Raw genomic sequence first — 26,747 nt, 5'->3', positions numbered from 1 at the left:
TAGCGATTTTCACTCACCCACCGGCAGCGGCAGCGTCGTGGTCCCGAAGGTTTTTTGCAGGTATTTGCGGGAGCGGCGTTGCCCCTCGATGGTGTGCCATGCCTCAACAAGTTGGGCGGCGGCTGCGGCATACGACCAGGCCAGGCGTCCCTGCGGTGCGCCGCGGTACGTTTCAGCCAACAGGTCGATGTCGATGGGCTCGGGCGCATCGAAGCGCGGGAGCGTCAGCTGCGGGTTGTTCTCCTTCGCCGCCTTAGCCGCCGCCTTGTAGTGGGCAAGCTGCTTCTCGATTGCCGTGCGGATCCGTTCCAAGCCATCCGACCCGGTAGTGATGATGTGCACGTCGGCAAGGAGATCATCCAGGCGTGCGGGATCGACGTCCCCATCGCCCAGCAGCCACGCTCCGGACAAAATCCCGGAGGCGGACGGTGCGTCCGGGGAGGTCTGGACATGCCAGATGACGGTCACGTCCTCCTGCTTATCGACGACCGCGATCACCCTCTGCGTCATGCCCGCCCCACCAGACGGCGGTGGGACACCTCGGACACGGCGAAGACGATCGTGCCGGCGACGGCACCGATCCACGTGTTCGGGCGCGAGACCCCACGCTTGAACAACCATTCGGCGACGCGGCGTTGCACGGCAGCGTCAAGACGCACGAGCAACGCGATGACCAGCAGCGCAACCAGGATGACGGTCCACGTCTGCGCCGCGGTGGCGGTGGAGAAGTCACCCGGTGGGGTGTCCGACCCCGGGCCCGGCACCGAGCCGATGTCACCGATAGAGCGACGGAACTGATCCACCATCAACCGGGGATCATTATTCGGGTTCTCATCAAAGGAGTTGAGTACCGCCACCAGGGCCCCACCCCCGACAAGCAGTCCGCCGGTGGCCAGTAACCGCAGCGGGCCAGAGCGGATGTAATCGGGGAGTGCGACGGCGGTGCCCACCAGCCCGGCCTGCGTGAGACGGCCCACCAGTGTGTCGTCCAAGGTGTAGAAATCGGTCTTGTCGCTCATGGCTTAAACCCTAGTGTCTACGCTGGTGACATGTTGTTCGGAAAGAAAAAGACCACTGGCGGCAAAGGCTACGACGAGGAAAAGGATCTGCGCGAAGGCCGATTCCTCGCTGCGGAGCAAACCAACCTGCCCCTCAATGACTTCATGACCCGTCTCATCGCCCAGGAATTACCCATCCTCGACTCGCATGAGCGCACCGAGGTCTACCGACTGCTTCGCGAATACGCCGCCGACGGCGGCCCGGAAATCACCTCGCAGGAGGAACTGCCGGACGGGATCCGCGAGATCCTCGACCTTTAGAGAATCGCAAAAACTCCCGCTGTGGCAAAGCCACACGGGAGTTTTTATGCTTTACCCCTTACTTTGCTGCCCTGCTCATGGACAGAGCAGACGCTTGAGGGGAAAGGCTTTAGTCAGTCTTAGAACAGGTTGACGAAGCCGTTGAGGATGTTGGTCACGGAAACGATGACCTGGGAGAAGACGTCGCCAACGTTGACGAGGATGCCGGAAGAGAGCTGTGCGAGGTCGTTGATCATGTTGATCTCCTTGATTCGAGGTTGAAACACGATCCGGTTGGTTCGTGCTTGTGACACCAAGAATGGCATGACACGCCAAAGCCGGGCAACCCCCCGCCGCCGGAAAAATGGCAGCCGAAAGCGAGCTCAACGGAGCTCAAGCTAACGTTTGCCCAGTTCAGGCACCCAAAGTCAGGCACCAACATACGCGCGAAAAAGATTCTCACCCGCATCGAAAGATACCCCCATCCGGGGGAAACTCAGCCATGGAGAACGCCTTGCGATCCCTCTGGCGTCGCCGATAACTCAAAAACGTTCCATAAGGAAGTTAAGCCTCAAAGTAGCACCCCTATCGCCGGAGGACAACAGGACGTTTCATGCTGAGGGAAAATTGTTACCCCCACCTACCCCCGCTTACCCCCGCTGCCCCTAGTGACCTGCAATATGTAACGTTCTTGCAGAAGGCTTCATCACCTTAGCATGTCCTGATCTCCTGGCAAGTACCTGGGCATCCCCGCTCACCCCCGCGCGGGTCCCGCTGTGATGTCGGAGCCGGGGGCTAGGCTGGACGGCATGGAACTCCAGACCACCCCGACATCCCTGACCGGCTGGGGCCGTACCGCCCCCTCGACGGCGCACGTGCTGGCGACGCCGGACGTCGAGAAGATCATCGAAGCGGTGACCCGGGTCGCCGATGACAATGCTGATAAGCCTGCCCACCTGCGCCGCGGCGTCATCGCCCGCGGTATGGGCCGCTCCTACGGCGACCCGGCGCAGAATGGCGGTGGGCTCGTTGTCGATATGCAGCCGCTGAACAAGATCCACTCGATCGACCCGGATACGGCGATCGTTGACGTCGATGGCGGTGTCACCCTCGACCAGCTGATGAAGGCCGCGCTCCCCTATGGCCTGTGGGTCCCGGTGCTGCCGGGCACCCGCCAGGTGACCATTGGTGGTGCCATCGGGCCGGATATCCACGGCAAGAACCACCACTCGGCCGGCTCTTTCGGCGATCATGTCGCTTCCATGGAGTTGCTGGTGGCCGACGGTCGTGTCTTGCACCTCGAGCCGGAGGGCTCCGCGGACGATCCGGACGGCACCCTGTTCTGGGCGACCGTCGGCGGCATGGGCTTGACCGGCATCATCCTGCGCGCGCGGATCCGCATGACGCGGACGGAGACCGCCTACTTCATCGCGGACGGCGACCTCACCCAGAACCTCGACGAGACTGTGGAGTTCCACTCCGATGGTTCGGAGCACAACTTCACCTACTCTTCTGCCTGGTTCGACGCGATCTCCCCGGAGCCGAAGCTGGGTCGCGCGGCGATTTCCCGCGGCTCCCTAGCCACCCTCGCGCAGCTGGAGGAGCTGGCGCCGAAGCTGGCGAAGGATCCGCTGAAGTTCAACGCCCCGCAGCTGGTGACGGTGCCGGATGTCTTCCCGTCCTTCACCATGAACAAGTTCTCCATGATTGCCATCGGCGAGCTGTGGTGGCTGAAGTCAGGCACCTATCGCGACCAGGTGCAGAACCTCACGCAGTTCTACCAACCGCTGGATCTCATCGGTGAGTGGAACCGTGGCTACGGCAAGAACGGCTTCCTGCAGTACCAGTTCGTTGTGCCGACGGAGGCGGTGGAGCCTTTCAAGGAGATCATCCGGGATATCCAGCGCTCCGGCCACTACTCCGCGCTCAACGTGTTCAAGCTCTTCGGCCCGGGCAACCGTGCGCCGCTGTCCTACCCGATGCCGGGCTGGAACGTGTGCGTCGACTTCCCCATCAAGAAGGGCCTCAACGAGTTCCTCGATGACCTGGATCGTCGCGTCATGGAGTTCGGCGGGCGCCTCTACCTGGCGAAGGAGTCCCGCACCTCGGCGGAGAACTTCCACCAGATGTACCCCGGCATGGAGGGGTGGCTGAAGACCCGCAACGAGATCGACCCCACCGGCGTCTTCGCTTCCGACATGTCCCGCCGCCTCGAACTGAACTAGGAGAACAATCACATGCTCAACGCAGTGGGCCAGGCCCAGAACATTCTGCTGCTCGGCGGCACCAGCGAGATCGGTCTCGGCATCGTCGCCGAGTTCCTGCAGCGCGGTCCCGCCCGCGTCATCCTTGCCGCGCGCGCCGACTCGCCGCGTATCGACGCCGCCGTAGAGCAGGTCCGCGCCTCCGGCGCCTCGTCGGTGGAGGTCATCGATTTCCACGCCACCGACTTCGCTTCCCACCCCGATGTCATTGACCTGGCCTTCGCCGACGGTGACATCGACGTGGCGATCGTCGCCTTCGGCACCCTCGGCGATCAGGAGGCACTGTGGCAGGACCAGGCCGCGGCCGTCGAGTCCGCACAGATCAACTACACCGGCCCCGTGTCGGTGGGTGTGCTGCTCGGGCAGCGCTTCAAGGCCCAGGGCCACGGCACCATCGTCGCCCTGTCGTCGGTGGCGGGTATGCGGGTGCGCCGCTCCAACTTCGTCTACGGCGCCTCCAAGGCCGGCCTTGACGGCTTCTACACCCAGCTCGGTGAGGCCCTGCGCGACACCGGCGCCAAGGTGTTGGTCGTGCGCCCGGGGCAGGTCCGCACCAAGATGTCCGCCGGTGTGAAGGAGGCTCCGCTGACCGTCGATATCAAGCAGGTCGCAGAGGCCACCTTCGACGGCGTGATCAAGGGCCGGGACATCATCTTCGTCCACCCGGCTTTCGAGGCCGTGTCGGCCGTGTTCAACGTGATCCCGCGTCAGATCTTCCGCAGGCTACCCTTCTAGGCATGTCGACAGCGCTGACCACCACTGCCCCTGCCGCCACGGAGGAGTACCACCCTGACCTGCCGAGCCGCGCGTTCACCCTGCTAGGGATGCTCGCCGCGGTGGTCGGCGGCGCTGGATTCACCTTCGCCGCCTGGCTGATCCTGCGGCGCACCAGCTGGCCGGCGTTCAACACGTCGAACATGACCTACGCGCTGTCCACGGCAGTCACCGTGGTGACGCTGTTGGCGGTCGGCGGGCTGGTACTCGCGTGGCTTAATGACGAAAAGAAGGCCACGCGGCGTCGAGAAGCAGCAGTTCGCCCGCCCTGGCGGGTGGCGCTGACCTACCTGGTCACCTATCTCTCTCCTGCCGCGCTCGTGGTCTCCACGACGGCGATCCCCCTGTCAGCGACCCGCCTGTACCTCGACGGCGTGCACATTGACCAGGGGTTCCGCACCCAGTTCCTCACCCGGATGGCCACGACGTGGGCCAACCAGGACATGAACTACATCGACCTGCCCACCTACTACCCACTGGGCTGGTTCTGGATGGGCGGACGTCTGGCCGAAATCCTCGATATGCCTGGCTGGGAGGTCTACCAGCCGTGGGCGTTGATCTCCCTGGCGGCGGCGGGCTGCATGCTCGTCCCCGTGTGGCAGCGGCTGACCGGTTCGCTGCCGGTGGCGGTGGGCATCGCGCTGGTGACTGTCTGCATCCTACTGGTCATGGCCCCGGAGGAGCCCTATGGTGCCATCGCCGCCATGGGTGTGCCGGCAGTGACGATCATCGCGGGGCGTGGCCTCGACGGCGCGAACTTTGCCCTGGTGGGTGCCGCAGTGTTCCTCGGACTTTCTGCGTCGACGTACACGCTCTACACCGGCGTGGTTGCCCTGTCGATCGTCGCGGCGGGCGCATTCTTCTCTGTGCTCATCTACCGCTCCCTTAATCCCCTCGTCCGCCTGGCGGCAATAGGTTTCGGATCACTGGCCATCGCCGCGATCGCGTGGGGGCCCTATATATGGCTCACCCTCACCGGCCACCCCACTGACGGTTCCGCCGCCCCGCACTACCTACCCGTCGACGGGGCGCAGCTGCCCGTGCCTTTCCTTTCCCTGTCCGTCGTAGGCGTGCTGTGCCTGATGGGACTGATCTGGCTGGTGGTACGCGGCTCCAACTCGGATGCGCTGAGCATGTCCATCGGACTCATCGGCTTCTACCTGTGGTCCGTTGCCTCCATGGTGGCTACCCTGGCCGGCACCACCCTGCTGGGCTTCCGCGTGGACACTCTCATCGTCCTGCAGCTGGCCACCGCGGGTGTCCTAGCGCTGGCGGAGATCCGCCTCCTCGGCGTGGACCGCCTCTACCCGGAAGGGCTGAGCGAACGGGCGCGTTCCCTCACCACCGTGCTCATGGTCGTGATCCTCTGCGCGGCAGGCCTGCATTACGCGCAGCAGATCCCGGTACGTAACCAAATGGCCATCGACCGCGCCTACTCCGACACCGATGGGTACGGCGAGCGCGCCGACCGTTATGGCCCCGACGCGGGCCGCTACTACCCGCAGATCGACGAAGAGATCCGTTCCCACGGCTATGGCCCCCTCGATACGGTGGTCTACACCGATGAGATCAACTTCATGGCGTACCACCCCTACTTCGGTTTCCAGGCGTTTACCAGCCACTACGCCAACCCGCTGGGCGAATTCACCGCGCGCAACGAGGCGATCTCCTACTGGTCGGAGAGTTCCTGGGCCGCCACCCCGGAGGAATTTCTCACCATGCTGGATGCCCCCCCGTGGCATGGCCCCGACGTCTTCATCCTGCGGGGCAGCCTGGACACCCCGGCGGGAGACACCCCAGATGCTGGGTGGAAGTCACACCTGGCAGAGGACATCTACCCCAACAACCCGAATGTCCGTTACCGCGGCATCTTCTTTAATCCGGAGGTCTTTTCAGAGGATCTGTGGCACACCTCCCAGATCGGGCCATTCGTGGTGGCGAGCCGGGTAAAGGACGCGGCCTGACGTAGACTCCACTTCTGTGTCTGCTACTGCCGTGTCCCACCGAGAGCCAGCTCCCGTCACCCCCACCCATGAGGTGGCGCCGCGCTGGCTGAGAAACGTCACGATCATCTCGGGCCTGCTGGGTTTCCTGCTGTTCGTGCTGACACCGTTCCTGCCGGTCAATCAGACCCAATCCTCGGTGTCGTGGCCCCAGGGTGATTCGCTGACCTCGGTGAACGCGCCGCTGGTGTCCTATGCGCCGGAGCGGCTCGACATTGAGATGCCGGTGGCCGAATCCCTGGCTGCGCTGCGGGAGAATGAATCCCTCCTGTTGTCGACACTGCCCTCGGATTCCACCGATTCCGCCGCCCGCGGCCTGTTCGTCCGTTCCTGGGACGGGGGCATCGACGTGGTGGTACGCAACCAGGTGCCCTTTGAATTGACGGAAACCGAGGTGCAGGCGCTTCCCGACGACGCCGTCCTGCGCATCACCTCCACCGAGGAAGAGACGGTGGTGGAGATCCCGGGCACCCGCCACGAGGGCTCCATCGACGAGGAAGACGCCCGCCCGCAGATCACCGGCGTCTACACCGAGATGGACGGGGACACGGCCCCGCTTATCGACGCCGGCCTGCGCGCCGACATCGAGATCAACTCCCGCTTCACCTCCGCGCCGACGTTCATCAAGTACGTCGCCATGTTCGGCGGACTGGCGGCCCTGCTCGTCTCGCTGTGGGGCCTGCACCGCCTCGACCGTCTCGACGGCCGTTCCTCCCGGCGCTTCCTGCCCGTCGGCTGGTGGCGGCCCCGCGCACTGGACGGCGTGGTCATCGCCATCCTCGGTTTCTGGCACATCTTCGGCGCCAACACCTCCGACGACGGCTTCATCCTCACCATGGCGCGCGTGTCCGAAGGTGCGGATTACACTGCCAACTACTACCGCTGGTTCGGTGTGCCGGAGTCCCCCTTCGGCTCCCCGTACTACGACCTTCTGGCGCTGATGACGCAGGTGTCCACCGCCTCGGTGTGGATGCGCCTGCCCGCGTTGATCTCCGGCATCATCATCTGGCTGGTTCTGTCCCGGGAGATCCTGCCCCGCCTCGGCGCGAAGATCGCCGGCCGCCAGGTCGCCCACTGGACTGCGGCCATGGTCTTCCTCGCCTTCTGGCTGCCCTACAACAACGGCATCCGCCCCGAGCCGATCATCGCGATGGGCGCGGTGCTCACCTGGGCGTCCTTCGAACGCGCCATCGCCACCTCCCGCCTGCTGCCCGCCGCCATCGGCGTCATCCTGGCCACGATCTCCCTGGGTGCCGGACCCACCGGCCTCATGGCCGTCTCCGCGCTGCTGGCCTCCCTGTCGAGCCTCATCCGCATCCTCTACCGCCGCCTCCCACTGCTCGGGGCTGGACGGGGACCGAACGACGAGCGGGCGTCGAGAAGCAGCATCGTCACTGCAGTGACCGCGATGCTCGCGCCTTTCCTCGCGGCCGGTACCGCAATCCTGATCGGAGTCTTCGGCGACCAGACCCTCGCATCCGTCCTCGAGGCGATCCGCGTGCGCTCCGCCAAGGGACCGGCCCTGAACTGGTACGACGAGTGGGTCCGCTACCAGACGCTCATGGAGCAGACCGTCGACGGTTCACTCACCCGCCGCTTCGCCGTGCTCATGATGTTCTTCTGCCTGGCGATCGTCATCGCCGCCATCCTGCGCAACGGCCGCGTGCCCGGCGCAGCGAAGGACCCCTCACTGCGGCTGATCCTCATCATCTTCGGCACCATGTTCTTCATGATGTTCACGCCCACCAAGTGGACCCACCACTTCGGCGTGTACGCCGGCATCGCCGGAGCCCTGGCCGCCCTCGCCGCCGTGGCGCTGTCTGCGCTGGCGCTACGCTCCGCGCGGGCCCGCACCCTCATGATCGGCGCGGTGCTGTTCCTCACGGCGATCTCCCTGGCCGGCATCAACGGCTGGTGGTACGTCTCCAGCTACGGCATCCCGTGGTTCGACAAGACCGTCCAATTCCGGGCGATCGAATCCTCCACCGTCATGCTCTTCATCGCCCTGGCTGTGCTGTTCATTGGCGTCATCCAGTCCTTCCTCGGCGACATCCGTACCGCCCGCGCTGAGACCCACGGTGAACAAGACCCCGAGGCGCACGCCCCGAAGAAGACCCGCTGGACCGGGATCGCCTCCGCCCCCATCGCCGTGGCCTGCGCCCTCATCGTGCTGTTCTCCATGGCCTCCTTCGCCAAGGCGTTTGTCGACCAGGCCCCCGGCTACACCGTCGGCATGGGCAACCTGCGCTCCCTGGCAGGCGACACCTGCAGCCTGGCCAATGACGCGCTGGTGGAGACCAACTCCAACGACTCCTTCCTCACCCCCATCGACGGCGTCCCCCTCGGCGAATCCCTCGAATCCGAGGACAACCGCGGCTTCGCGGCCAACAACGTGCCCCCCACCATCGGCCAGGACAGCGTGTCCACCGCATCTGTCGGTGCCATCGCCGACAGCGACAACTCCGGCGGATCCGACGAAGCTACCGGCCAGGAAACCGGCAACACCGGCGGCACCCGCGCCGAAGTCGGCGTCAACGGCTCCCGCGCTCGCCTGCCCTTCAACCTCGACTACGAGACCGTCCCCGTCGTCGGCTCCTGGACTGCTGGCCAGCAGTTCCCCGCCAGCATCACCACCTCCTGGTACGAGCTTCCCGACGCCACCGAGGACGCCCCCCTCGTCGTCGTCTCCGTCGCCGGCCGCATCGAGCACCACGACATCAACGGCGTGAAGCACAACGGCCAGGAACTCCTCCTTGAGTACGGCACCCGCGACTCCAACGGCCGCGTGAGCAACGTCGACGAGATTGAGATGCTCGACATCGGTCCCCTGCCCTCCTGGCGTAACCTGCGCCTGCCTATCGACGCCCTGCCCGAGGAAGCCAACGTCGTGCGCATCGTCGCCACCGACCTCAGCCTCGATCCGGACCAGTGGATCGCGTTCACCCCACCGCGCGTGCCCTCGTTGGACTCATTGCACAACATCATTGGCTCCGAGAAGCCCGGCCTCCTCGACTGGGCCGTCGCCCTGCAGTTCCCCTGCCAGCGCACCTTCGACCACTACGCCGGTGTCGCCGAGATCCCCGAATACCGCATCTCCCCCGACCACCCGGGCAAGGCCACCCTCACCCCCTTCCAGGATTACGAGGGCGGCGGCGTCATGGGCACCGCCGAAGCCGTCAACTCCTCCTACGAGCTACCCAGCTACACCCGCCAGGACTGGCACCGCGACTGGGGATCCATCGAGATCTACGAACTGCGCACCGACTCCAGGGGTGAGGCGCCCGTTGAGGCGGAGATCGACTACGAGGTGATCACCCGCTCCGGCTGGTGGAAGCCCTCGGAGATGAATATCTCGACGAAGAGCTAGTTGGGCTCGGGGCTCGGGGCTCCCCGCGTTGGTGTATATCCACTGTGCATGTGTACAGCGGAAATACACCACCGTGGGGTGATTAGCTGCGGTGGATCATCGGCAGGTGCAGCCGCGGGGGCAACCCCAGGGCGTTGAGCGTCCCCCGGTATGCGTGGAACTTCACCACCTGCCGGTAGTTATAAGACCTGGGCACCACGCCCTCTTGCGCCAGCTCATGCGTCCGGTTCTTCTCCTTCCGCAGGGACTTCACCTGCGTCTGCGCATCCGCCCCGTATTTCTCATCCCCGTCGAGCTCGATGTACTCCGTGCTGCCCTTGACTTTGAAGTCCACGCGGTATTCGGTGCCGTCGGAACCTCTCACCTTCACCTGGGGAATGACCTCGAAGTCCCCGAAGAACACTACCTGGGCAAGAAACATGGCCTCCTGGGCGGATTCGACGACACCGGTGACGTTGCCCAGCAGCAATTCCTGGGGCAGCCGCGCGTTCGTCTTCTCCAGCTCCGACTCCAGGTCGGCGACGGTGATCTTGTGTCGCCGCAGGGCACAGCAGGCAGCGACGAACCCCGCCCCGAAACCGTGCACACGCAGCAGGTCGACGATGGTGCGCGCAACGGTGGTCACCTGGATCCCGTCGAGCAGGAGATGGTTGTCATCATCAATGAGAAAGTGCAGCTCCCGGGATGTGACCAGCCCGTTCTCCTTGATCCTGGCACCGTTGGCCCGCCGGTACAGGCAGTGCGTTTGCGGGACGGAATCATAGGTCCACAGCCTGTGGAGTTCCGCCGCCGAGTAGCCCGCCAGGATCCGCCCCTTCCGGTTACCCAATCCGATGGCCTGCAGCCGGAACCGCTCCCACCCGCGGAGCCGCTGATAGTCCTGCGTGATGACGTAGGCGCCGCGCCCTATCTGCACGATCGCCCCGTGCCTGATGAGCATCCGCATGACATTGGAAGCGTCGGGCATATTCAGTTGGTCGCTGCGCAGGATCAACCCGTCGGCGCGGATGACGCAGCGATCCAGAAGCTGCCTGACGTACGTGGTCTTCATGGTTCCCCCTCGTGGTAGTTGTCCTTCTATTGGACTCAACGGAGGGGCAAAAGGTTCCCGGCGTGCCAAAGGTGATTCACCACGAGGGATAGTTCCCCCACGTTGGTGCATATTCGCTGTACACATGCACAGTGGAAATGTACCAACGTGGGGGATTCCGCCGGCGAACTTAGTCGCACCCCTACACACCCATCGGCGCATCCCCCGGGGCCACGGCAACAGGCAGCGCAGTCTCGCCCATGAGGTCGGCGTCGACGGCGGCGGCCGCGGCGCGCCCCTCGGCGATGGCCCACACGATGAGTGACTGACCGCGCCCGTTGTCACCGGTGACGTACACGCCGGGCACTGTGGAGCGGTACTGGGAGTCCCGGACGATGCGGCCGCGGTCGTCGAATTCCACACCCAGCTCGGCGTGCAATCCGCCCTGCTCCGCCCCGGAGAAGCCGAGGGCGATGAGGACGAGGTCGGCGTCGATCTCGAAGTCGGTGCCGCGCTGGGGCACCCTCCGGCCTTCCACCACGGAGACCTCATTGCCGTGGATGGTGCTCACCGCCCCGTCCACACCGGAAAACGACACGGTGTTGACGGAGAAGCGACGCTCGGAGGTCTCGACGTATTCGCCCTCCTCGTGGGCGGTGGCCAGGCGCCACACCAGCGGGTACATGGGCCACGGGGTGGAGGCGGCGCGTGTCTTCGGGGCGCGGGGGCGGATGTCGAACTGGGTGACGCTCGCTGCGCCCTGGCGCATGGCGGTACCGAAGCAGTCGGTGCCCGTGTCACCGCCGCCGATGATGACCACGTTCTTGCCGCGCGCGTCGATCGCCCGCGACGCAGATTCCGCACCGTGCAGGTACTCCATCGCCTGGTGGATGCCGGACAATTCACGGCCCGGCACGGGGAGTTCGCGGGCGATGGGGGTGCCGGTGGCGAGGACGGTGGCGTCGAAAAGCGCGAGGTCAGCGGCGGAAGGAGAGACGCCACACTCGAAGCGGGTGCCCTCCGCACGCATCTGCTCGAGACGGCGGTCGAGGAAGCGGTCCTCGAGTTTGTACTCGGGCACGCCGTAGCGCATGAGGCCACCGGGGGCGTCGTCGCGCTCGAAAACCACCACGTCATGCCCGGCGCGCGTGAGCTGCTGCGCTGCCGCCAGGCCCGCGGGCCCGGAACCGACGACGGCGACACGCATGCCGGTGCGCAGCGAGGGCACCACCGGCTCGGCCCAACCGGCCGCAAAGCCGTGCTCGGCGATGGCGACTTCGACGTCCTTGATGGCCACGGCGTCGTCGTTGATGGCGAGCACGCAGGCACCCTCGCACGGCGCCGGGCAGACGCGGCCGGTGAACTCGGGGAAGTTGTTGGTGGCGTGCAGGCGGTCCCATGCCTCGCGCCAGCGGCCCTGGCGGACGAGGTCGTTCCACTCGGGGATGATGTTGCCCAGCGGGCAGCCGGAGTGGCAGAACGGCACGCCGCAGTCCATGCAGCGGGCGGCTTGCTGGGTGACATCACCGAGCTCGGTGACCTCCTGCCAGTCCATAAGCCGCAGCGGTACGGGGCGGTGCGGGAGTTCGGTACGGGGGTATTTCTGGAAGCCGTGCGGGTCAGCCATGGTGGGCAACCTCCTTCTTCTGCTGGGTGAGTGCGCGCTTGTAGTCCCGGGGCATGATCTTGACCAGGTCGCGGGCCTGCCAGGGGCTGGTGGATCCGGTGAGCCGGCGGTGGCGGTCGATGGCGTCCTCCAGGAAGGCGATGTCCTCCTCCGAGAGCTTCTCGACGTCCACCAGGCCCGGGTTGATCTTCCGGTCCAGGTCGCCGACGGGGGCGAGGTAGGCGATACCGCCGGACATGCCAGCCGCGAAGTTGTCGCCGACCTCGCCGAGGACGATGACGCGGCCGCCGGTCATGTATTCGCAGCCGTGGTTGCCGATGCCCTCGACCACCGCGGTCGCCCCGGAGTTGCGGACGCAGAAGCGTTCGCCGACAGCACCCCGGATGTGGATCTCACCGGAGGTGGCACCGAAGCCGATGACGTTGCCGGCGATGATGTCCGGCTGATCCCCGGTGAGCTGCGGCGGGGCCTCCGGATGCGGACTGAGGATGATGCGTCCGCCGGACAGGCCCTTGCCCAGGAAGTCGTTGGCGTCGCCGATGAGGTTGAGGGTCAGCCCGGCGGGGATGAAGGCGCCGGCGGAGTTACCGGCGGAGCCGGTGAGTGTGACGTGGACGGTGTCGGCGGGCAGCCCGGCGCCTCCGGTCGCGCGGGTGATACGCGAGCCGGTCATCGTGCCGACGGTGCGGTCGATGTTGGTGATCGGGTAGCTCAGATCGATGCGCTTGGCGACGCCGCGGGCGGCGGCCTCGATGGTGTCCTCGGCGTCGAAAAGCAGGCGCTCGTCGAGGACTCCGCGCAGGCCGGTGTCCTGCCGGGTGGTCTGCCGTGGGGTGCCGGCGGGCATGTCGAGGATGGCGCTGAGGTCGAGCTGGGATGCGGATTCGCGCTGTCGCAGCAGGTGGGCCTGGCCGATGGCCTCGTCGAGGGTGCGGAAGCCCAGTTCGGCGAGGTACTCGCGGACCTCCTCGGCGAGGAAGGTGAAGAAGTTGACCACGTGCTCGGCGCGGCCGGTGTACTTGGCGCGCAAGTCGGGGTTCTGGGTGGCGATGCCAACGGGGCAGGTGTCCAGGTGGCAGACGCGCATCATGATGCAGCCCTCCACGACGAGCGGGGCGGTAGCGAAACCAAACTCCTCGGCCCCGAGCAGGGCGGCGATGATGACGTCGCGGCCGGTCTTCAGCTGACCGTCGCACTGCACACGGACGCGGTCGCGCAGACCGTTGAGCAACAGGGTCTGCTGGGTCTCAGCCAAGCCGAGCTCCCAGGGGCCGCCGGCGTGCTTGAGGCTGGTGAGCGGGGAGGCGCCGGTGCCGCCGTCATGCCCGGAGATGAGGATGACATCGGAGTGCGCCTTGGCCACACCGGCCGCGACGGTGCCCACGCCCTGCTCGGCGACGAGTTTGACGTGGATGCGGGCATCGGGGTTGGCGTTGCGCAGGTCGAAGATGAGCTGGGCGAGGTCCTCGATGGAGTAGATGTCGTGGTGCGGAGGCGGGGAGATGAGCCCGACGTGCGGGGTGGTGATGCGCACCTTCGCGATCCACGGGTACACCTTCTCCGGGGGCAGCTGGCCGCCCTCGCCGGGCTTGGCACCCTGGGCCATCTTGATCTGGATGTCGGTGCAGTTGTTGAGGTAGTGGCTGGTCACGCCGAAACGTCCGGAGGCCACCTGCTTGATGGCGGAGCGCTTCCAGTCGCCGCCCCGCTCGACCGGGAAGCGGGCCGGGTCCTCGCCGCCCTCGCCGGAGTTCGACATGGCACCGAGGCGATTCATGGCAATAGCCAGGGTCTCGTGGGCCTCGGCGGAGATGGAGCCGTAGGACATCGCGCCCGTCGAGAAGCGGGCGACGATGGCGGAGACGGGCTCGACCTCCTCGAGGGGGACCGGCGGGCGGTCGGGGGCAAGTTCCAGCAGGCCGCGCAGGGTGGCCAGGCGGGTGGACTGGTCATCGACGGCGCGGGTGTAGTCGCGGAAGATGGCGTACTGGCCGGTGCGGGTGGCGTGCTGGAGCTTGAAAATGGTCTCCGGGTTGAACAGGTGGTATTCGCCCTCGCGGCGCCACTTATACTCGCCGCCCAGGTCGAGATCGCGGTGGGCGAGCTCCTCGGGGCGCGGGAGGAAGGCCGAGCGGTGGCGGGCGGCGACGTCCGCCGCCAGCTCGTCCAGACCGACACCCGCAATGGGCGAGGGGAGGCCGCCGAAGTGGGCGTCGAGAAGCTCTTGGGATAGGCCGGTGACGTCCGCGAGCTGGGCGCCGCGGTAGGAGGCGACGGTGGCGATGCCCATCTTGGACATGACCTTGAGCACGCCGTTTGTGGCGGCCGTGACGTAGTTGGTGCAGGCCTCATCGAGGCTGAGGTCGCCGAGCTGGCCGACCATGCGCAGCTCGTCGATGGTCTCAAACGCCATGTAGGGGTTGACGGCGTCGGCACCGAAGGCGACCAGCATGGCCAGATGGTGGACCTCGCGGGCATCACCGGATTCGATGATGAGCGAGCAGCGGGTGCGGGTGCGCTCGGTGACCAGGTGCTGGTGCACCGCAGAGGTGAGCAGGAGCGAGGGAATAGGTGCCTGGCGCTCATCGGATTCGCGGTCGGAGAGGACGATGAGGGAGGCGCCGCCGGCGATGGCGTTGTCCACCTCGCGCAGGACGCGGTCTATGGCTTCACGCATGCCATGCCCGTGGTGGGCAACGGAGTAGAGCCCGGAAATGACCGCAGCGTGGAAGGAGGTCCACTCCCCGTGGTCATCGGCGTGGATGAGGGTGGCCAGGTCGTGGTTGTCCAGGACGGGGCCGTCGATACGGATGCGGCGGGCGGCTTCCGGGCCGGGGTTGAGCACGTCCGACTGGGCGCCCAGCAGGGTGTCCATGGAGGTGACGGGCTTCTCCCGGATGGCATCCAGCGGCGGGTTGGTCACCTGGGCGAAACGCTGGGAGAAGTAGTCGTAGAGCATCCGCGGGCGCTGGGAGAGGGCGGCGATCGGGGTGTCGGACCCCATGGAGCCCAGGGCCTCAGCAGAGTGGAGTGCCATGGGGGTGATGATGAGCTCGACGTCTTCCTCGGTGATGCCGAAGACGCGCTGGCGCAGCACAGCACGCTCGTGCGGCATGTACTCGTAGCGGGTCTGCGGCAGGTCGGCCAGCGGCACGAAGTTCTCGGCGATCCAGCGACGGTAGTCCTCGTGGGCGGCCAGGCGGGATTTGATCTCCTCGTCAGGGATGATGCGCCCGGCGGCGGTATCGATGAGGAACATGCGGCCCGGCTCGACGCGGGTGCGCTTGACCACGCTCTTCGGCTCGACGGGCACGACGCCAGCCTCCGAGGCCATGATGACGGTGTCGTCGGCGGTCACCCAGATACGCCCCGGGCGCAGGCCGTTACGGTCGAGGACGGCGCCGACGAGCTGGCCGTCAGTGAACGCGACGGCGGCGGGTCCATCCCAGGGTTCCATAAGGCAGGAGTGGTACTCGTAGAAGTCCCGCAGCTCGGGGTCGATGGTGGGGTTGTGCTCCCAGGCCTGCGGGATCATCATGGCGACGGCGTGTGGCAGGGAGTATCCGCCGAGGTGGAGGAGTTCGAGCGCCTCGTCGAAACGCGCGGTGTCGGAGGCGCCGGGGCTGCACACGGGCAGGATGCGCTCGAGCGGGCCGAGTGCCTCCGAGGTGATGAGGGCCTCGCGGGCGCGCATCCAGTTCTCGTTGCCGGTGACGGTGTTGATCTCTCCGTTGTGCGCGACCAGCCGGTAGGGGTGCGCCAGCGGCCAGGACGGGAAGGTGTTGGTGGAGAAACGGGAGTGGACCAGAGCGATCGCGGAGGTGAGGCGGCGGTCGGCCAGGTCGAGGTAGAAGCGCCCGAGCTGCGGGGTGGTGAGCATGCCCTTGTACACGATCGTGCGGGCGGACAGCGAGGGGAAATAGACGGTGTTTTCACCGTGCTTGGTGCCCAGTTCGCGCTCGCAGCGCTTGCGCACGAAGAACATGACGCGGTCGAGCTCGATGCCTGCTTTGCCTTCCGCCACGATGAAGGGCTGCTGGAAGCGGGGCATGGCCTCGCGCGCGGCGGTGCCCAGGCCGCGCGGGTCGACGGGGACCTCGCGCCAACCGAGGACCTGTGCGCCTTCTTCGGTGGCGATGAGTTCGATCTCGCGGCGGGCGTCGAGAAGATCCATGCGGCGGGTGGGCAGGAAGGCAATGCCGGTGGCGTAGTGCCCCGGGGCTGGGAGTTCCAGGCCGGAGACCTCGCGGTAGAAGGCGTCGGGAATCTGGAGGAGCATGCCGGTGCCGTCGCCGGTGTCAGGGTCAGCGCCAGCGGCCCCGCGGTGGTCGATGTTGGCGAGGATTGTCAGGCCCTGGTCCACGATGCTTCTCGACGCCCGCCCGTGCAAGTCCGCGACAAAGCCCACGCCGCAGGCGTCGTGCTCGTGGGCTGGGTTGTACAGTCGTGCCATTTTTCGGCCTCCTCGCGTTATCTGTCTATCGGTCTACAGAAAACATCAGGGAAGCCTGTCGCGCAATAGGTAATTGCGCGAGTGTGACTTATCCCACAGGCTGCACGGAGGTAACCGGGGCCGGGCTGAAGGCGTAGCTGCTATCCACCTTCGCCATCCGGTGGGCACGCACCCATACCCAGATGACCAGCGGATACATCACCGCGGCGACCACCAGGTAGTTGACCAGCAGCCACATCTCCTTGGGCCACATGAGGTTCCACGCGAAGTGCAGCGCAAAGGCCACAAACAGCCACCAGGCTGCCACCCCCACGCGCCACGCCGTGGAACGCCCGGCCATGAACACCGCCTGCCCCAGCCCCCAGCCAGCCAGCGCGGAAAACACGATGTGCAGTCCGGGGCCCGCGAACACGCGCACGCCCCAGACAAAGAGGCTGCCCTCCACATCCGAGTTCGGATCCATCGTCGCCCCGAAAGAGCCGTACATGACGTTCTCGGCGACCTCGAAACCGAGACCAATGAGCGCACCCGTCATCAACCCGTGCCACGGTCGGTTGAGAGCCCGGAAAGCAAAAAGCATGACGCCCACACCGAGCACCTTGGCGATCTCCTCCGGATACGCCCCACCGAAAGAGGCCGACACCAGTTTCCAACCCAACCGCTCAGTGAGGATGGTGATGGGCAGCCCGCCGATCATGACCAGCACAAAGCTCACCCCGCCGCCCCAAATCAGTGAGGCCAGCACCCACTTCCACCCGGCCCCGTTGCGCTGCGGCCACATCGGCGAACGCGAGAGCAACCACAGCACCACGACGAGGTAGAGCACCGCAAAGCCCAGGCCCATGAGCGCCCCGACCCAGGAGAAAAGGAAATTGGTCGCCAGGAAGTAGAGCAGCACCGGCGCCCCGGTGATGGTGCCGAGCAGGGCACTCACCCGAAAAATCGTGCTCATGCTGTCAATACCTCCGGTTCAAAGGGGAGACGGAAGCCCTCATCCGTCCCGCGGGGCGGCGCCTCAATTGCTGAACGGACAATCTCCGGCAGACCGCGGCCGGCGTACTCGTGCCATACGTCATCAGCCACCGGGGAGATCGCGGTGCCCGGTCCGGTGAGGACGGTGACAATCGTCAGACCCTCGCGCTCACCGGTGCCTTCCAGGGAGAGGCCGACGGACCGGGTGGCGTCGTCGATAAGCATCCTGGCGTCGCCTTCCTTGAGGATCTCCGCATCCTGCGGCGGCGGGAACATGAGCATGGCGCGCATCATGCGGCGCAGGGTGCGGTCGGGATCTTCACCGCCCTCCACGAGGATGGTCTGCACCTGCAAATCGCCGCAGGACCAGCCGGAAAGCAGCACATCCGTCGCGGGGCGGCATTCCATGTCCAGTGGAACCTCCCAGTTTTCCCCGCCGAGGACCACACGTTCGGAGACCTCGCGCGCGGGCACGACCGGGAGCAGCATCGCCGGCAGCAGCAGGATGGCGGCGGTGATCCCGAACAGGGCCAGCCACCAGCGCCGGTCACGATCCGGCTGGAGACGATAAAGGGTCATGACTCCCCAGACTAGTGCCCTTGTCCTCGCCTACAGTGGTGGCATGAATGATCTCTACGCGTACGTCAACGGCCCCTGGCTGGCCACCCATGTGATCCCGGAGGACCGGGGCGTCGACGGTACCTTCCATAAGCTGCGCGATGACGCCGAGGCCGATGTCCGCGACATCGTCGAGACCGACACCGGACGCGCCGGCACCCTTTTTGATTCCTTTATGGACGTCGCGGGTGTCAACGCCGCGGGCATGGCCCCGCTCGACGCGGACCTCGACCTGCTCAGCACCCCCGATGCCACCGCTTTCGCCGCCCGCCTCGGCGAGCTGGAGCGTCTCGGCGTCGCCGCCCCGCTGACGTTCTGGGTGGAGAAGGATTCTGACTCTGAGGACGCCGTCGCCTACCTCATCCAGTCGGGCCTGGGGCTGCCCGATGAGGCGTATTACCGCGAGCCGCGCCACGCCACTGTTGTGGCTGCATATCGACGCCACATCGCCGACATGCTCGCCTTCCTCGACCCGGCGCGCCTGTTCGGCTTCACCCCGGAGATCGCCACCGAGCGCATCGTCGCCCTGGAGACGGAGATCGCCGCCGGCCACTGGGATGTGGTGGCCACCCGCGATGCGGTGAAGACGTACAACCCGGTGGAGTTCGATTCCCTGCCGGCCGTGATCCGTTCCTTGCTCACCGCCACCGGCGTGCCCGCCCAGCGGCTGGTGTCCATGATGCCCTCGTATGTGGAGCACCTGGCCGGCCTGCTCACCGACGACCGCCTCGCCGACTGGCAGCTCTGGGCCACCTGGCACATCCTCCGCTCCCGCGCCGGCGTGCTGCCCGAGGAGGTCGGGGCCAAGAACTTCGAGTTCTACGGCACCCTGCTCTCCGGGGCGACGCAGCAGCGTGACCGCTGGAAGCGCGGCGTCAGCCTGGTGGAATCCCTCGTGGGCCAGGAAGTGGGCCGCATTTTCGTCGAGCGCCATTTCCCCGAGTCCTCCAAGACCGAGATGCTCGAGCTCGTGGACTACCTCGTGGAGGCCTACCGCGAGCGCATCACCGAGCTGGAGTGGATGACCCCGGCCACCCGCGGGCGCGCACTGGAAAAGCTCGATCAGTTCAAGGCGAAGATCGGCTACCCCGATGTGTGGCGTTCCTATGAGGGCCTGGAGTTCTCCGCCGCGGGCGGCGCGCTGCTGGACAATGTGCGCGCGGCCTCGGCGTTCCTGCAGGACTATGAGCTGGACAAGATCGGCAAGCCCGCCGACCGGGATGAATGGTTTAGCACCCCGCAGACCGTCAACGCCTTCTACAACCCGGTGGTCAACGACATCACCTTCCCCGCCGCTATCCTCCGCGCCCCCTTCTACTCCCCCGACATGGATGCCGCGGAGAACTTCGGCGCCATCGGTGCCGTCATCGGCCACGAGATCGGCCACGGTTTCGATGATCAGGGCTCCCAGTACGACGGCCACGGCAACCTGCGTTCCTGGTGGACCGAGGAGGATCGCGAGGCGTTCACGCAGCTCACCGACAAGCTCGTCGGCCAGTTCACCGGCCTGATCCCCTCCGTGCTGCGCGACGCCGGCATCGACTCCGAGGGCGTCAACGGCGAGTTCACCCTCGGGGAGAACATCGGCGATCTCGGTGGACTCGGCATCGCCGTCATTGCTTATCGACGCTACCTCGCCGACCGCGGCCTCACCTTCGACACCTCCCCCCTCGCCGAGTTCGAGGCCACGGATGCCTCCCCCGAGCTGGTGGGCCGTAAGTTCAACGGGTTGCAGCGGCTGTTTTTGTCCTGGGCGCGGGTGTGGCGCACCGCCATCCGCCCGGAGATGGCGCAGCAGTACCTGGCGATTGACCCCCACTCCCCCGCCGAGTTCCGCTGCAACGTCATCGCCGCGAACATCGACGAGTTCTACCAGGCATTCCCCGAGGTCACGGAAGACTCGGGCATGTGGATCCGCCCCGCGGAGCGCGTCACCATCTGGTAGGCGGCACCCGCCTGCAAAAGTCCCCATACAGACATCCCCCGAACAGGGAAAATGCACGAAACTGAACCCTGTTCAGGGGGACTTTTGCAGATTGCCCCCCCCCTACTCGCGGATGCTCAGCTCCGCGCAGACCCGCTGCTTCTCCGGCATGGACGGCAGCCACCCCACCAGGTGCAGGCGAGCGGTGTTGGCGTCCGTGCCGGTGAGATTGAGGCGGCGCAGCAGGTGCGGGACGATGAGCTGAAATTCGCGCTGCTCACCATTGAATCGCGCGTAACCGACGGCCCGCTGGCGGGTGACTTCGGTGAGCTCCACGTCCTCGATCTCGACCTTTTCCTTGTCCCCGGAACCGCGGATATCCAGCGCGGCAGGCACCCCGTCAGAACGCGTGGCACCGTCATCGCCTTCGAGGATGGTGCGCAGCAGCTGCTTGACCGCCACCGGATCGCCCAGCGCGTTGGACACCCAGCGGTGACCGAGGACGCTGTGCTCCATCTCGGTGAGGGTGTGCGCCGGATCGAGCTCGGAGGGACGATAGGTCAGAGGGAGTTGAACACCGCGGCCATCAAGGTCCGAGCCGATAAGGATCTCGATGCCCACCTCACCCTCCGGATCGACCAGACGGTAGCTGCCCAGCAGGGTGACAATGCCTGCGTAGCGCGCCGCCAGGTCATCCTTCGTGGGGTCGAGGTCTGCGTCGTAGATGAGTGCTTCGCCGCTCATGGTGGGGCTCCCTTTGTGTCGATAAGTTCTTGGTCCCAGCGTAGCCGGATGACCGCTAGCATGGCCTTCATGAGCGAAAAGACACCCGAGCAGTTGCAGGAAGAGCAGTTCCGCGCCGAGTTCCAGGTCGGCGGCGTCGACCGCGAGATGCCCGCCGAGGAACAGCTGGAACAGCTCTACTCCTACCTCGACGCCCACTATGAACTCCCCGATTTCACCCCACCGTGGAAGGGTGGCGCAGGTGACCCGGATCCGGCCGACAACTACATCGCCCGCCTGCCTGACCGCACCACCCACGCCGCGATGCTCATGCTCGGTTCCGGCCTCGACCACTCCATGCCGGGGGTGGTGTGGTCCGCAGGAGTCGAGGTCTCCGAGGTGCCCGAGGTTGGCGGCCGCCTGTTCACCCCTTCCAAGCCGAGCGGCGCCTGGGCCATCAGCTTCCACTCCGGTGGCTGGTGGCGGGGCTCCGGCAACGCACTGGAAATGTCCTGGCGCCCCGAGGTAGCGGCCGCGGCGCAGCGCTCCGGCACGGTCATCCTCGACCTGGATTACCCCCTGGCCCCACAATCCACCGTCGCAGAGATGAACGCCGTGGTGCGTAAGGCCATCGGTTACGCCCAGCACCACAACGCCTGCTCGATCACCGCGTGGGGTTATTCCTCCGGTGCAGCGTTGGCGGCCATGAATGCCTCGCATGTCGACGCCCTGCTCCTCACCTTCCCCGACCTCGGCAGCGTCGCCGGTCTCCCCGATGAGGTCCGCGCCGAGCAGTCCGTCCCCGGCCCGGAGACCTGGCCGCGCACCCTCGTGCAGATCGCACTCCAGGATGAGATTGCGGGGCGCCCGGACACCGGCGACCACGAGGTGCGCGAGTACGTCTCCCGCCACCGCGTCTCCACCCCGGAGGTCGCGCGGCAGCGGGTGGCGGATGTGGCGGAGTTCCTGCGGGCGCAGGCATAGGGCCTGAGCGCTGGGAAAGGAAAAACGGTCCCGAGCGTTAAGCTCGAGACCGAAATTTCTTTTTGGTTGCAGGTGATGCCTGCTCAGTACATAACAATGTAGTTCCCTGATGAACTCTAGTCAACCGACAGTCCTCTGGGGAAGAAGGAACGGCCATGAAAGCAACCACGCGCCAGAGGATAATCAATCACATTCCTGCTCCAAGGTTTCAGACCTATCTGAACGAAGCCCACCAAGACCCAGCGCTGGCCTTAGAGCTTTACAAGTGGAACATCGATGCTGCAGCAGCGGTGTCCGGGACACTAGCGATCGTAGAAGTCGCCTTGCGCAGTACCATCGACCTCAAACTCAAGGAGTGGAATCTTCTTAAAGGGGGGGACCGAGGAGTGGATAATTAACCCGCAAGGAGTCCTCGCGCACATTGTCCGATCCACCCCCTCCCCCACCTGGAGAAACCATCGCTCTCGCAGGCCTGGCGAATTGCACCCACAATGGTGGGAAGCCAGAGCTATCGGAGGAATGAAAGATCACCTTGGACGCCCAACCAACACCGCCCCAAACCACGATGACCTAGTAGCAGCGTTGACTTTCGGAACTTGGAAGCACATGCTCCCTCGGCCGGTCAGCTTGGGCGGACGCGCGGGAGCTCCTCAGGTAGATATGTGGGATCAGGCTATTAACGTCAACTCGACGGTTTGCTCCCCGGGGACAGGGTTCAATGCTTCAGCAGGAACGGCCTACTATTGGTCGTCACTTCTGATCTACGCCCGCAACAGAGCCTCTCACCTTGAACCACTGCTAAATGTTGAGGAACTGCGGACCTGGCACCGCGTGCGGCGAGTCGAATGGTTGGATCGCTGTGGCCTGGGTCAGAGGGTCTTATCGCGGGACCAGCACGGATCCCCAAAGCCATCCGGAAGAAGCCCCGGGTCGAACCAGACACATAGGGATTCCCGGCAATCCGGTAGCAGTCACCCATCCCCGCCCGGCTGCGACTCCCGCAGGTCCCGGCCGCGGGACTCCAGCTTTTCCCGCATGGCCTCCTGCTTCTCGACCTGCCGGGTCGCGCGCGGCGGGAGCTGGATCTCCTTTTCGGCGGGCAGGCCTTCTTTGAGCTGGCGGGCGCGCTCGATCTCGGCGTCGACTTTCATGCCGAGCACGAGCATCATGTTGGATCCCCAGAGCGCGAACATAAGCGCCAGGATCGTGCCGATCGCGCCGTAGGAGCTCAGCGACGTGAAGTAGGCGAGGTAGAGCCAGAATCCGCCGGCCACGATTGCCAGGCCGGAAAGTGCGACGAGTGCCCCGACGCTCAGCCAGCGAAAACGCGCCTGCTTCACGTTGGGTGTGAAGTAGTAGAGCACGGCGATGAGCACGGCCACCAGCGCGAAGATGATGGGCCATTTTACCCACCGCCACACGGGTAGGAACGCCCCGAGGAGAAATTCGAGGGTGCCACCCAGGCCGAGGGGTTCGGCGACCTGCCCCAGGGTGGCAGTGACCACGGTCTCGTTGAGCATGACGGATACCAGGACCCCGACGATGCCGATGAGCAGTGCGAACGTGAGCAGGAACATGGTGGCCCAGAGGCGGATGAGGGTGCGCCCCTCGATCTGGTCGTAGATCGAGTTCGCCGTGCGGGAGAACGCGCGCACATAGGCTGAGGCCGACCACAAGGCGATGGCCACACCGACGATGACACCGACGACGCCCCCGGTCTGCGAACCGATGACCATGTCGATGATCCCGCGCACCGTCTCCCGGTATTCCTCGGGCACGTAGCCGGCGATGAAGTCGGTGGTCAGCTCCTCGACGAGCTCGGAGTTGTTGGCCAGCACGACGGTGGCCAGGGAATACACCGCCAGGATGGTGGGCGCGAAGGATAGCACGGTAAAGAAGGTCAGCTTGGCGGCGAGATCGGTGCCGCCGCCGAGCCAGAACTCGCGCATCGCCCGGCCGATGACGTAGCGCCAGCCGCGGGAGGTGAGGCGGGGTCGGTGGCCGGAGGCGGTGCTCATGATCCCCGAGCGTAGTCGGCCCAGCGCACGGCCCGCCCGTTGTGGGGGATACCCTCCGAGTCCCAGTGCGGGACCGAGCGCGCGGGGTCGTGGGAGGAGCCGTCGGCGCGCACGACTCGCCACCAGGCGGTCAGGTGCCCGTATTCGGCCATAATGCGTCCTACCTGGCGCGGGCCGGTGCCGGCTTCCGCGGCCACGTCACCGTAGGTAGTTACCTCACCTGGAGAGAGCTTATCGACGACCCGCAGCACCGCCTCAACCGAGGATGAGATCTCGGCCATCCCAGATCCAGACTTGGGTGTCCTCCAGTGAAGGGCAGCAGTTCGGGTCCTCGGGTGCAAAGTGCGCGAAAGTGAGGTGCACCTTCTGGTCGATGATCTCGATGCCTGTCATTCCGCCGGAGCGGTGGTCCTCATCACCCTGGGAGAGGAGTTCGGTGACCCAGGTGTCACCGTCGGTGTAGAACTGCAGGGCGGAACGGCCCATGTTACCGCCGGTGGTGCAGATGACGTTAACGACGGCGTCGTCGATACCGTCACCGGTGAAGTCACCGAATGCGATGTGCGGATCCTCCGGCGACTGCGCGCGTACCCGCACCTCCCCCATTCCGGGTTCCCCGGCCATGACACCATCGCTGAGGTGGCCTGAGGGGTGCAGCCCGTCGCAGGGATCTGTCAGTGGGGCGTTGAGAACATCCTCCCAGGTCACTGGGCGGGCAGCGTCCCCCACTGCGACGCTGGGTTCCGCCTCCAGAACCGTGCCATCGCCGTCGCAGGCCACCAGCCCGCACGCCGCCACCAGAACGAGAATCCCCCGCATGGGCCCGAGTCTAGAGGTCGAAGCCCTCCAGCGGGTCGGATTCGCGGATGTCCTGCTCGACGTACTCCTCGACCTCACACAGGGTGACGGTCGCGCCGGTGGAATCTGCGATGATGCACATGCGGCCGAACTCGGTATCCCAGGGTTCACGGATGACCTCGCCGCCGAGTTCGGGGACGCGGGTGACGGCGGCGTCGATATCCGCGATGCCGAGGTAGGACTGCCAGAAGCTGGGAACCTGCGGCGGGAAAGCACCCTCCGCCTTCCAGATACCGGCGAAGGGGGCGCCGTCGACCATGGCGGTGGTGTAGGTGAACTCCTCGGAGGCCTCCATCGCGACGAGCTCCCAGTCGAGCAGGCCGTGGTAGAAGTCGATGGCCTCATCGAAACCGGCGGTGGCGGTGAGCTCGTGCCACACCGGGGTGCCCGGCTCACCGGCGGCGATGAAAGCATCCTCGCCGCCCGGTTCGACGAGGCCGAACAGGGCGCCGGCGGCGTCGATAAGCAAAGCCATCCGGCCGATGCCCACCTCAGTGGGCTGCGCCAGCACCCGACCGCCGAGGCGCTGCACCTGCGCGACCTGGCCGTCGATGTCATCGGCGAGGAAATAGGTGACCCACGTGTCGGGGTAGGCGCCGCCCTCCTCCGGCTGCGGGATGAACCCGGCGACCGGCAAGCCCTCGACACGTGCCAGGCGGTAGTCATCGCCCTCGATCTCCCAGCCCAGCAGCTGCGAGTAGAAGTGCGCGGACTTCCGCACGTCGGAGGTGGTCAGGTCAATCCAGTACGGCATGCCGCCGACGGCCTCGAATGCGGGCATCTAGAGGTTTCTCCACTTCTCGGGATCGAAATCATCATCGGCGGTGGCCTCGTCGAAGAAATCATCCTCGCCCTCGGCGGCCGCCGTCACACGCGCACACTGCCCGGCGACGCACACGACATCCCCGTGGCGCAGGGTGCGGCCGCGGCGGGTGTCGGCCTCGCCGTTGACCGTGACCTCCCCGTCAGCGATGACCTCCTTGGCCTCGCCGCCGGTGGCCACCAGGCTGGCGAGCTTGATGAACTGGCCGAGCTTGATCGTCTCGTCGCGGATCGCAACATCATGGGCGTGCATGGTCGCCCAGTCTAGCCCGCCAGGCTCAGGCCTGGTCCCGCGGCATGATGTTCATCGTGTCGATGTTCATGTGCTTCGGCAGCGAGGCGACCCAACGGATCGCCTCCGCCACGTCTTCGGCCGTGAGGTTGAGCTTGTCTGCGTAGACGGCATCCGCCTTGGCGGCATCGCCCTTGAAGCGCACGAGGGAGAAATCGGTGGCCACGCGCCCCGGATCGATCTCGGTGATGCGGATCGGGTTGGCCACCTCCTCCATGCGGAAAGCGCGGGTCAGGGCCCGCAGGCCGAACTTCGCGGCGTTGTAGCCGGAACCACCCGGGTAGGCGGTGAACGACGCCATGGAACCGATGTTGATGATGAGGCCTTCGGCGGCGTCGATAAGCGGGAGCAGGGCCTTGGTGACACGGACGACACCGAGGACATTCGTGTCGTACATGACCTGCCAGTCCTCCAGATTCGCCTCGCGCAACGTGTCCAGGCCGTGCGCGCCGCCGGCGTTGTTCACCAGCACATCGACGTTACCGAGCTGCTTGAGCTCCGCGGCGAAATCAGCGACGGAAGCATCATCCGTGACATCCAGTCGCAGCGCCGTGCCACCCGTGCGCGCGGCAACCTCCTCCAGCTTCTCGACGCGACGACCCGCCACCACCACGTGGTAACCATCCGCAGCGAGGGCGACGGCTGCGGCGGCACCAATGCCCGAGCCGCCACCGGTAATAACAGCAATCTTCTTCTCAGTCATGGGGCCAGTGTAGGGGC

At 65.9% G+C, this 26,747-nt stretch carries 22 protein-coding genes; 8 read left to right on the top strand and 14 right to left on the bottom strand.

Annotation, left to right across the window (positions count from 1 at the left end):
* Positions 1-9: 9 nt before the first annotated feature.
* Together Q4G50_RS00230 and Q4G50_RS00225 are read right to left on the bottom strand one after the other, a co-directional pair.
* A complete protein-coding gene (locus Q4G50_RS00230; RefSeq protein WP_303375631.1) occupies positions 10-510 on the bottom strand; it encodes a hypothetical protein in 501 nt (166 codons plus the stop codon).
* Positions 507-1,019: a hypothetical protein gene (locus Q4G50_RS00225; RefSeq protein WP_303375630.1), complete on the bottom strand. Its 513-nt coding sequence runs from the start codon at positions 1,017-1,019 to the stop codon at positions 507-509. The genes Q4G50_RS00230 and Q4G50_RS00225 overlap by 4 nt, the downstream gene beginning before the upstream one ends.
* Before the next feature lie 30 nt (positions 1,020-1,049).
* On the opposite strand from Q4G50_RS00225, the gene Q4G50_RS00220 reads away from it, so the two are divergent.
* The 5 genes from Q4G50_RS00220 to Q4G50_RS00200 all read left to right on the top strand — a co-directional run bounded on the left by Q4G50_RS00220 (position 1,050) and on the right by Q4G50_RS00200 (position 9,706).
* Positions 1,050-1,319, top strand: a complete 270-nt coding sequence (locus Q4G50_RS00220; RefSeq protein ID WP_303375629.1) for a hypothetical protein — start codon at positions 1,050-1,052, stop codon at positions 1,317-1,319.
* Between the two features lie 788 nt (positions 1,320-2,107).
* Positions 2,108-3,523, top strand: a complete 1,416-nt coding sequence (locus Q4G50_RS00215; protein ID WP_303375628.1) for an FAD-binding oxidoreductase — start codon at positions 2,108-2,110, stop codon at positions 3,521-3,523.
* A gap of 12 nt (positions 3,524-3,535) precedes the next feature.
* Positions 3,536-4,297 carry a decaprenylphospho-beta-D-erythro-pentofuranosid-2-ulose 2-reductase gene (locus tag Q4G50_RS00210; RefSeq protein ID WP_303375627.1) on the top strand — a complete coding sequence of 254 codons (762 nt, stop codon included), beginning with the start codon at positions 3,536-3,538 and terminating at the stop codon, positions 4,295-4,297.
* Between the two features lie 2 nt (positions 4,298-4,299).
* Positions 4,300-6,300, top strand: a complete 2,001-nt coding sequence (locus tag Q4G50_RS00205) for a galactan 5-O-arabinofuranosyltransferase (protein WP_303375626.1) — start codon at positions 4,300-4,302, stop codon at positions 6,298-6,300.
* Between the two features lie 16 nt (positions 6,301-6,316).
* Positions 6,317-9,706: an arabinosyltransferase domain-containing protein gene (locus Q4G50_RS00200; protein WP_303375625.1), complete on the top strand. Its 3,390-nt coding sequence runs from the start codon at positions 6,317-6,319 to the stop codon at positions 9,704-9,706.
* Between the two features lie 82 nt (positions 9,707-9,788).
* Here the strand turns inward: Q4G50_RS00200 and Q4G50_RS00195 are convergent, their stop codons facing one another.
* The 5 genes from Q4G50_RS00195 to Q4G50_RS00175 form a co-directional block, all read right to left on the bottom strand.
* A complete protein-coding gene (locus Q4G50_RS00195; protein WP_303375624.1) occupies positions 9,789-10,757 on the bottom strand; it encodes a hypothetical protein in 969 nt (322 codons plus the stop codon).
* 181 nt (positions 10,758-10,938) lie between these two features.
* Complete coding sequence (locus tag Q4G50_RS00190) at positions 10,939-12,363, bottom strand: glutamate synthase subunit beta (protein WP_303375623.1); 1,425 nt, start codon at positions 12,361-12,363, stop codon at positions 10,939-10,941.
* Complete coding sequence (gltB, locus tag Q4G50_RS00185) at positions 12,356-16,816, bottom strand: glutamate synthase large subunit (RefSeq protein ID WP_303375622.1); 4,461 nt, start codon at positions 16,814-16,816, stop codon at positions 12,356-12,358. Before gltB ends, Q4G50_RS00190 begins: the two co-directional genes overlap by 8 nt.
* An 88-nt stretch (positions 16,817-16,904) precedes the next feature.
* Entirely contained in the window at positions 16,905-17,768 is an 864-nt protein-coding gene (locus Q4G50_RS00180) for a PrsW family intramembrane metalloprotease (RefSeq protein WP_303375621.1), read from the bottom strand.
* Positions 17,765-18,367 carry a hypothetical protein gene (locus Q4G50_RS00175; RefSeq protein ID WP_303375620.1) on the bottom strand — a complete coding sequence of 201 codons (603 nt, stop codon included), beginning with the start codon at positions 18,365-18,367 and terminating at the stop codon, positions 17,765-17,767. The genes Q4G50_RS00180 and Q4G50_RS00175 overlap by 4 nt, the downstream gene beginning before the upstream one ends.
* 43 nt (positions 18,368-18,410) lie before the next feature.
* Here Q4G50_RS00175 and Q4G50_RS00170 point away from each other — a divergent pair, with 43 nt between their 5' ends.
* Positions 18,411-20,351: a M13 family metallopeptidase gene (locus tag Q4G50_RS00170; RefSeq protein WP_303375619.1), complete on the top strand. Its 1,941-nt coding sequence runs from the start codon at positions 18,411-18,413 to the stop codon at positions 20,349-20,351.
* 102 nt (positions 20,352-20,453) lie between these two features.
* On the opposite strand, the gene Q4G50_RS00165 is transcribed toward Q4G50_RS00170, so the two are convergent.
* Positions 20,454-21,074 carry a hypothetical protein gene (locus Q4G50_RS00165; protein ID WP_303375618.1) on the bottom strand — a complete coding sequence of 207 codons (621 nt, stop codon included), beginning with the start codon at positions 21,072-21,074 and terminating at the stop codon, positions 20,454-20,456.
* Between the two features lie 69 nt (positions 21,075-21,143).
* On the opposite strand from Q4G50_RS00165, the gene Q4G50_RS00160 reads away from it, so the two are divergent.
* Together Q4G50_RS00160 and Q4G50_RS00155 are read left to right on the top strand one after the other, a co-directional pair.
* Positions 21,144-22,037 carry an alpha/beta hydrolase gene (locus tag Q4G50_RS00160; RefSeq protein WP_303375617.1) on the top strand — a complete coding sequence of 298 codons (894 nt, stop codon included), beginning with the start codon at positions 21,144-21,146 and terminating at the stop codon, positions 22,035-22,037.
* Positions 22,038-22,192: 155 nt separating this feature from the next.
* Complete coding sequence (locus Q4G50_RS00155; protein WP_303375616.1) at positions 22,193-22,435, top strand: hypothetical protein; 243 nt, start codon at positions 22,193-22,195, stop codon at positions 22,433-22,435.
* Positions 22,436-23,008: 573 nt separating this feature from the next.
* Here the strand turns inward: Q4G50_RS00155 and Q4G50_RS00150 are convergent.
* The 6 genes from Q4G50_RS00150 to Q4G50_RS00125 are packed head-to-tail and all read right to left on the bottom strand — an operon-like array spanning position 23,009 to position 26,730.
* Positions 23,009-24,055 carry a YihY/virulence factor BrkB family protein gene (locus Q4G50_RS00150; protein WP_303375615.1) on the bottom strand — a complete coding sequence of 349 codons (1,047 nt, stop codon included), beginning with the start codon at positions 24,053-24,055 and terminating at the stop codon, positions 23,009-23,011.
* Complete coding sequence (locus Q4G50_RS00145) at positions 24,052-24,336, bottom strand: MGMT family protein (RefSeq protein WP_303375614.1); 285 nt, start codon at positions 24,334-24,336, stop codon at positions 24,052-24,054. Before Q4G50_RS00145 ends, Q4G50_RS00150 begins: the two co-directional genes overlap by 4 nt.
* Positions 24,311-24,874, bottom strand: a complete 564-nt coding sequence (locus Q4G50_RS00140; RefSeq protein WP_303375613.1) for a hypothetical protein — start codon at positions 24,872-24,874, stop codon at positions 24,311-24,313. The genes Q4G50_RS00145 and Q4G50_RS00140 overlap by 26 nt, the downstream gene beginning before the upstream one ends.
* A gap of 10 nt (positions 24,875-24,884) precedes the next feature.
* Complete coding sequence (locus tag Q4G50_RS00135; protein WP_303375612.1) at positions 24,885-25,694, bottom strand: VOC family protein; 810 nt, start codon at positions 25,692-25,694, stop codon at positions 24,885-24,887.
* A complete protein-coding gene (locus Q4G50_RS00130; protein ID WP_303375611.1) occupies positions 25,695-25,988 on the bottom strand; it encodes an RNA-binding S4 domain-containing protein in 294 nt (97 codons plus the stop codon).
* A 25-nt stretch (positions 25,989-26,013) separates the two neighbouring features.
* The gene (locus tag Q4G50_RS00125; protein WP_303375610.1) at positions 26,014-26,730 is read right to left on the bottom strand and encodes an SDR family NAD(P)-dependent oxidoreductase; all 717 of its coding nucleotides are present in this window, start codon (positions 26,728-26,730) and stop codon (positions 26,014-26,016) included.
* Positions 26,731-26,747 lie beyond the last annotated feature (17 nt).

This window comes from Corynebacterium sp. (assembly GCF_030538285.1).
GTDB lineage: Bacteria > Actinomycetota > Actinomycetes > Mycobacteriales > Mycobacteriaceae > Corynebacterium.
The sequence above is the reverse complement of the archived record's forward strand: the minus strand, read 5'-3'. Positions and strand labels throughout refer to the sequence as shown.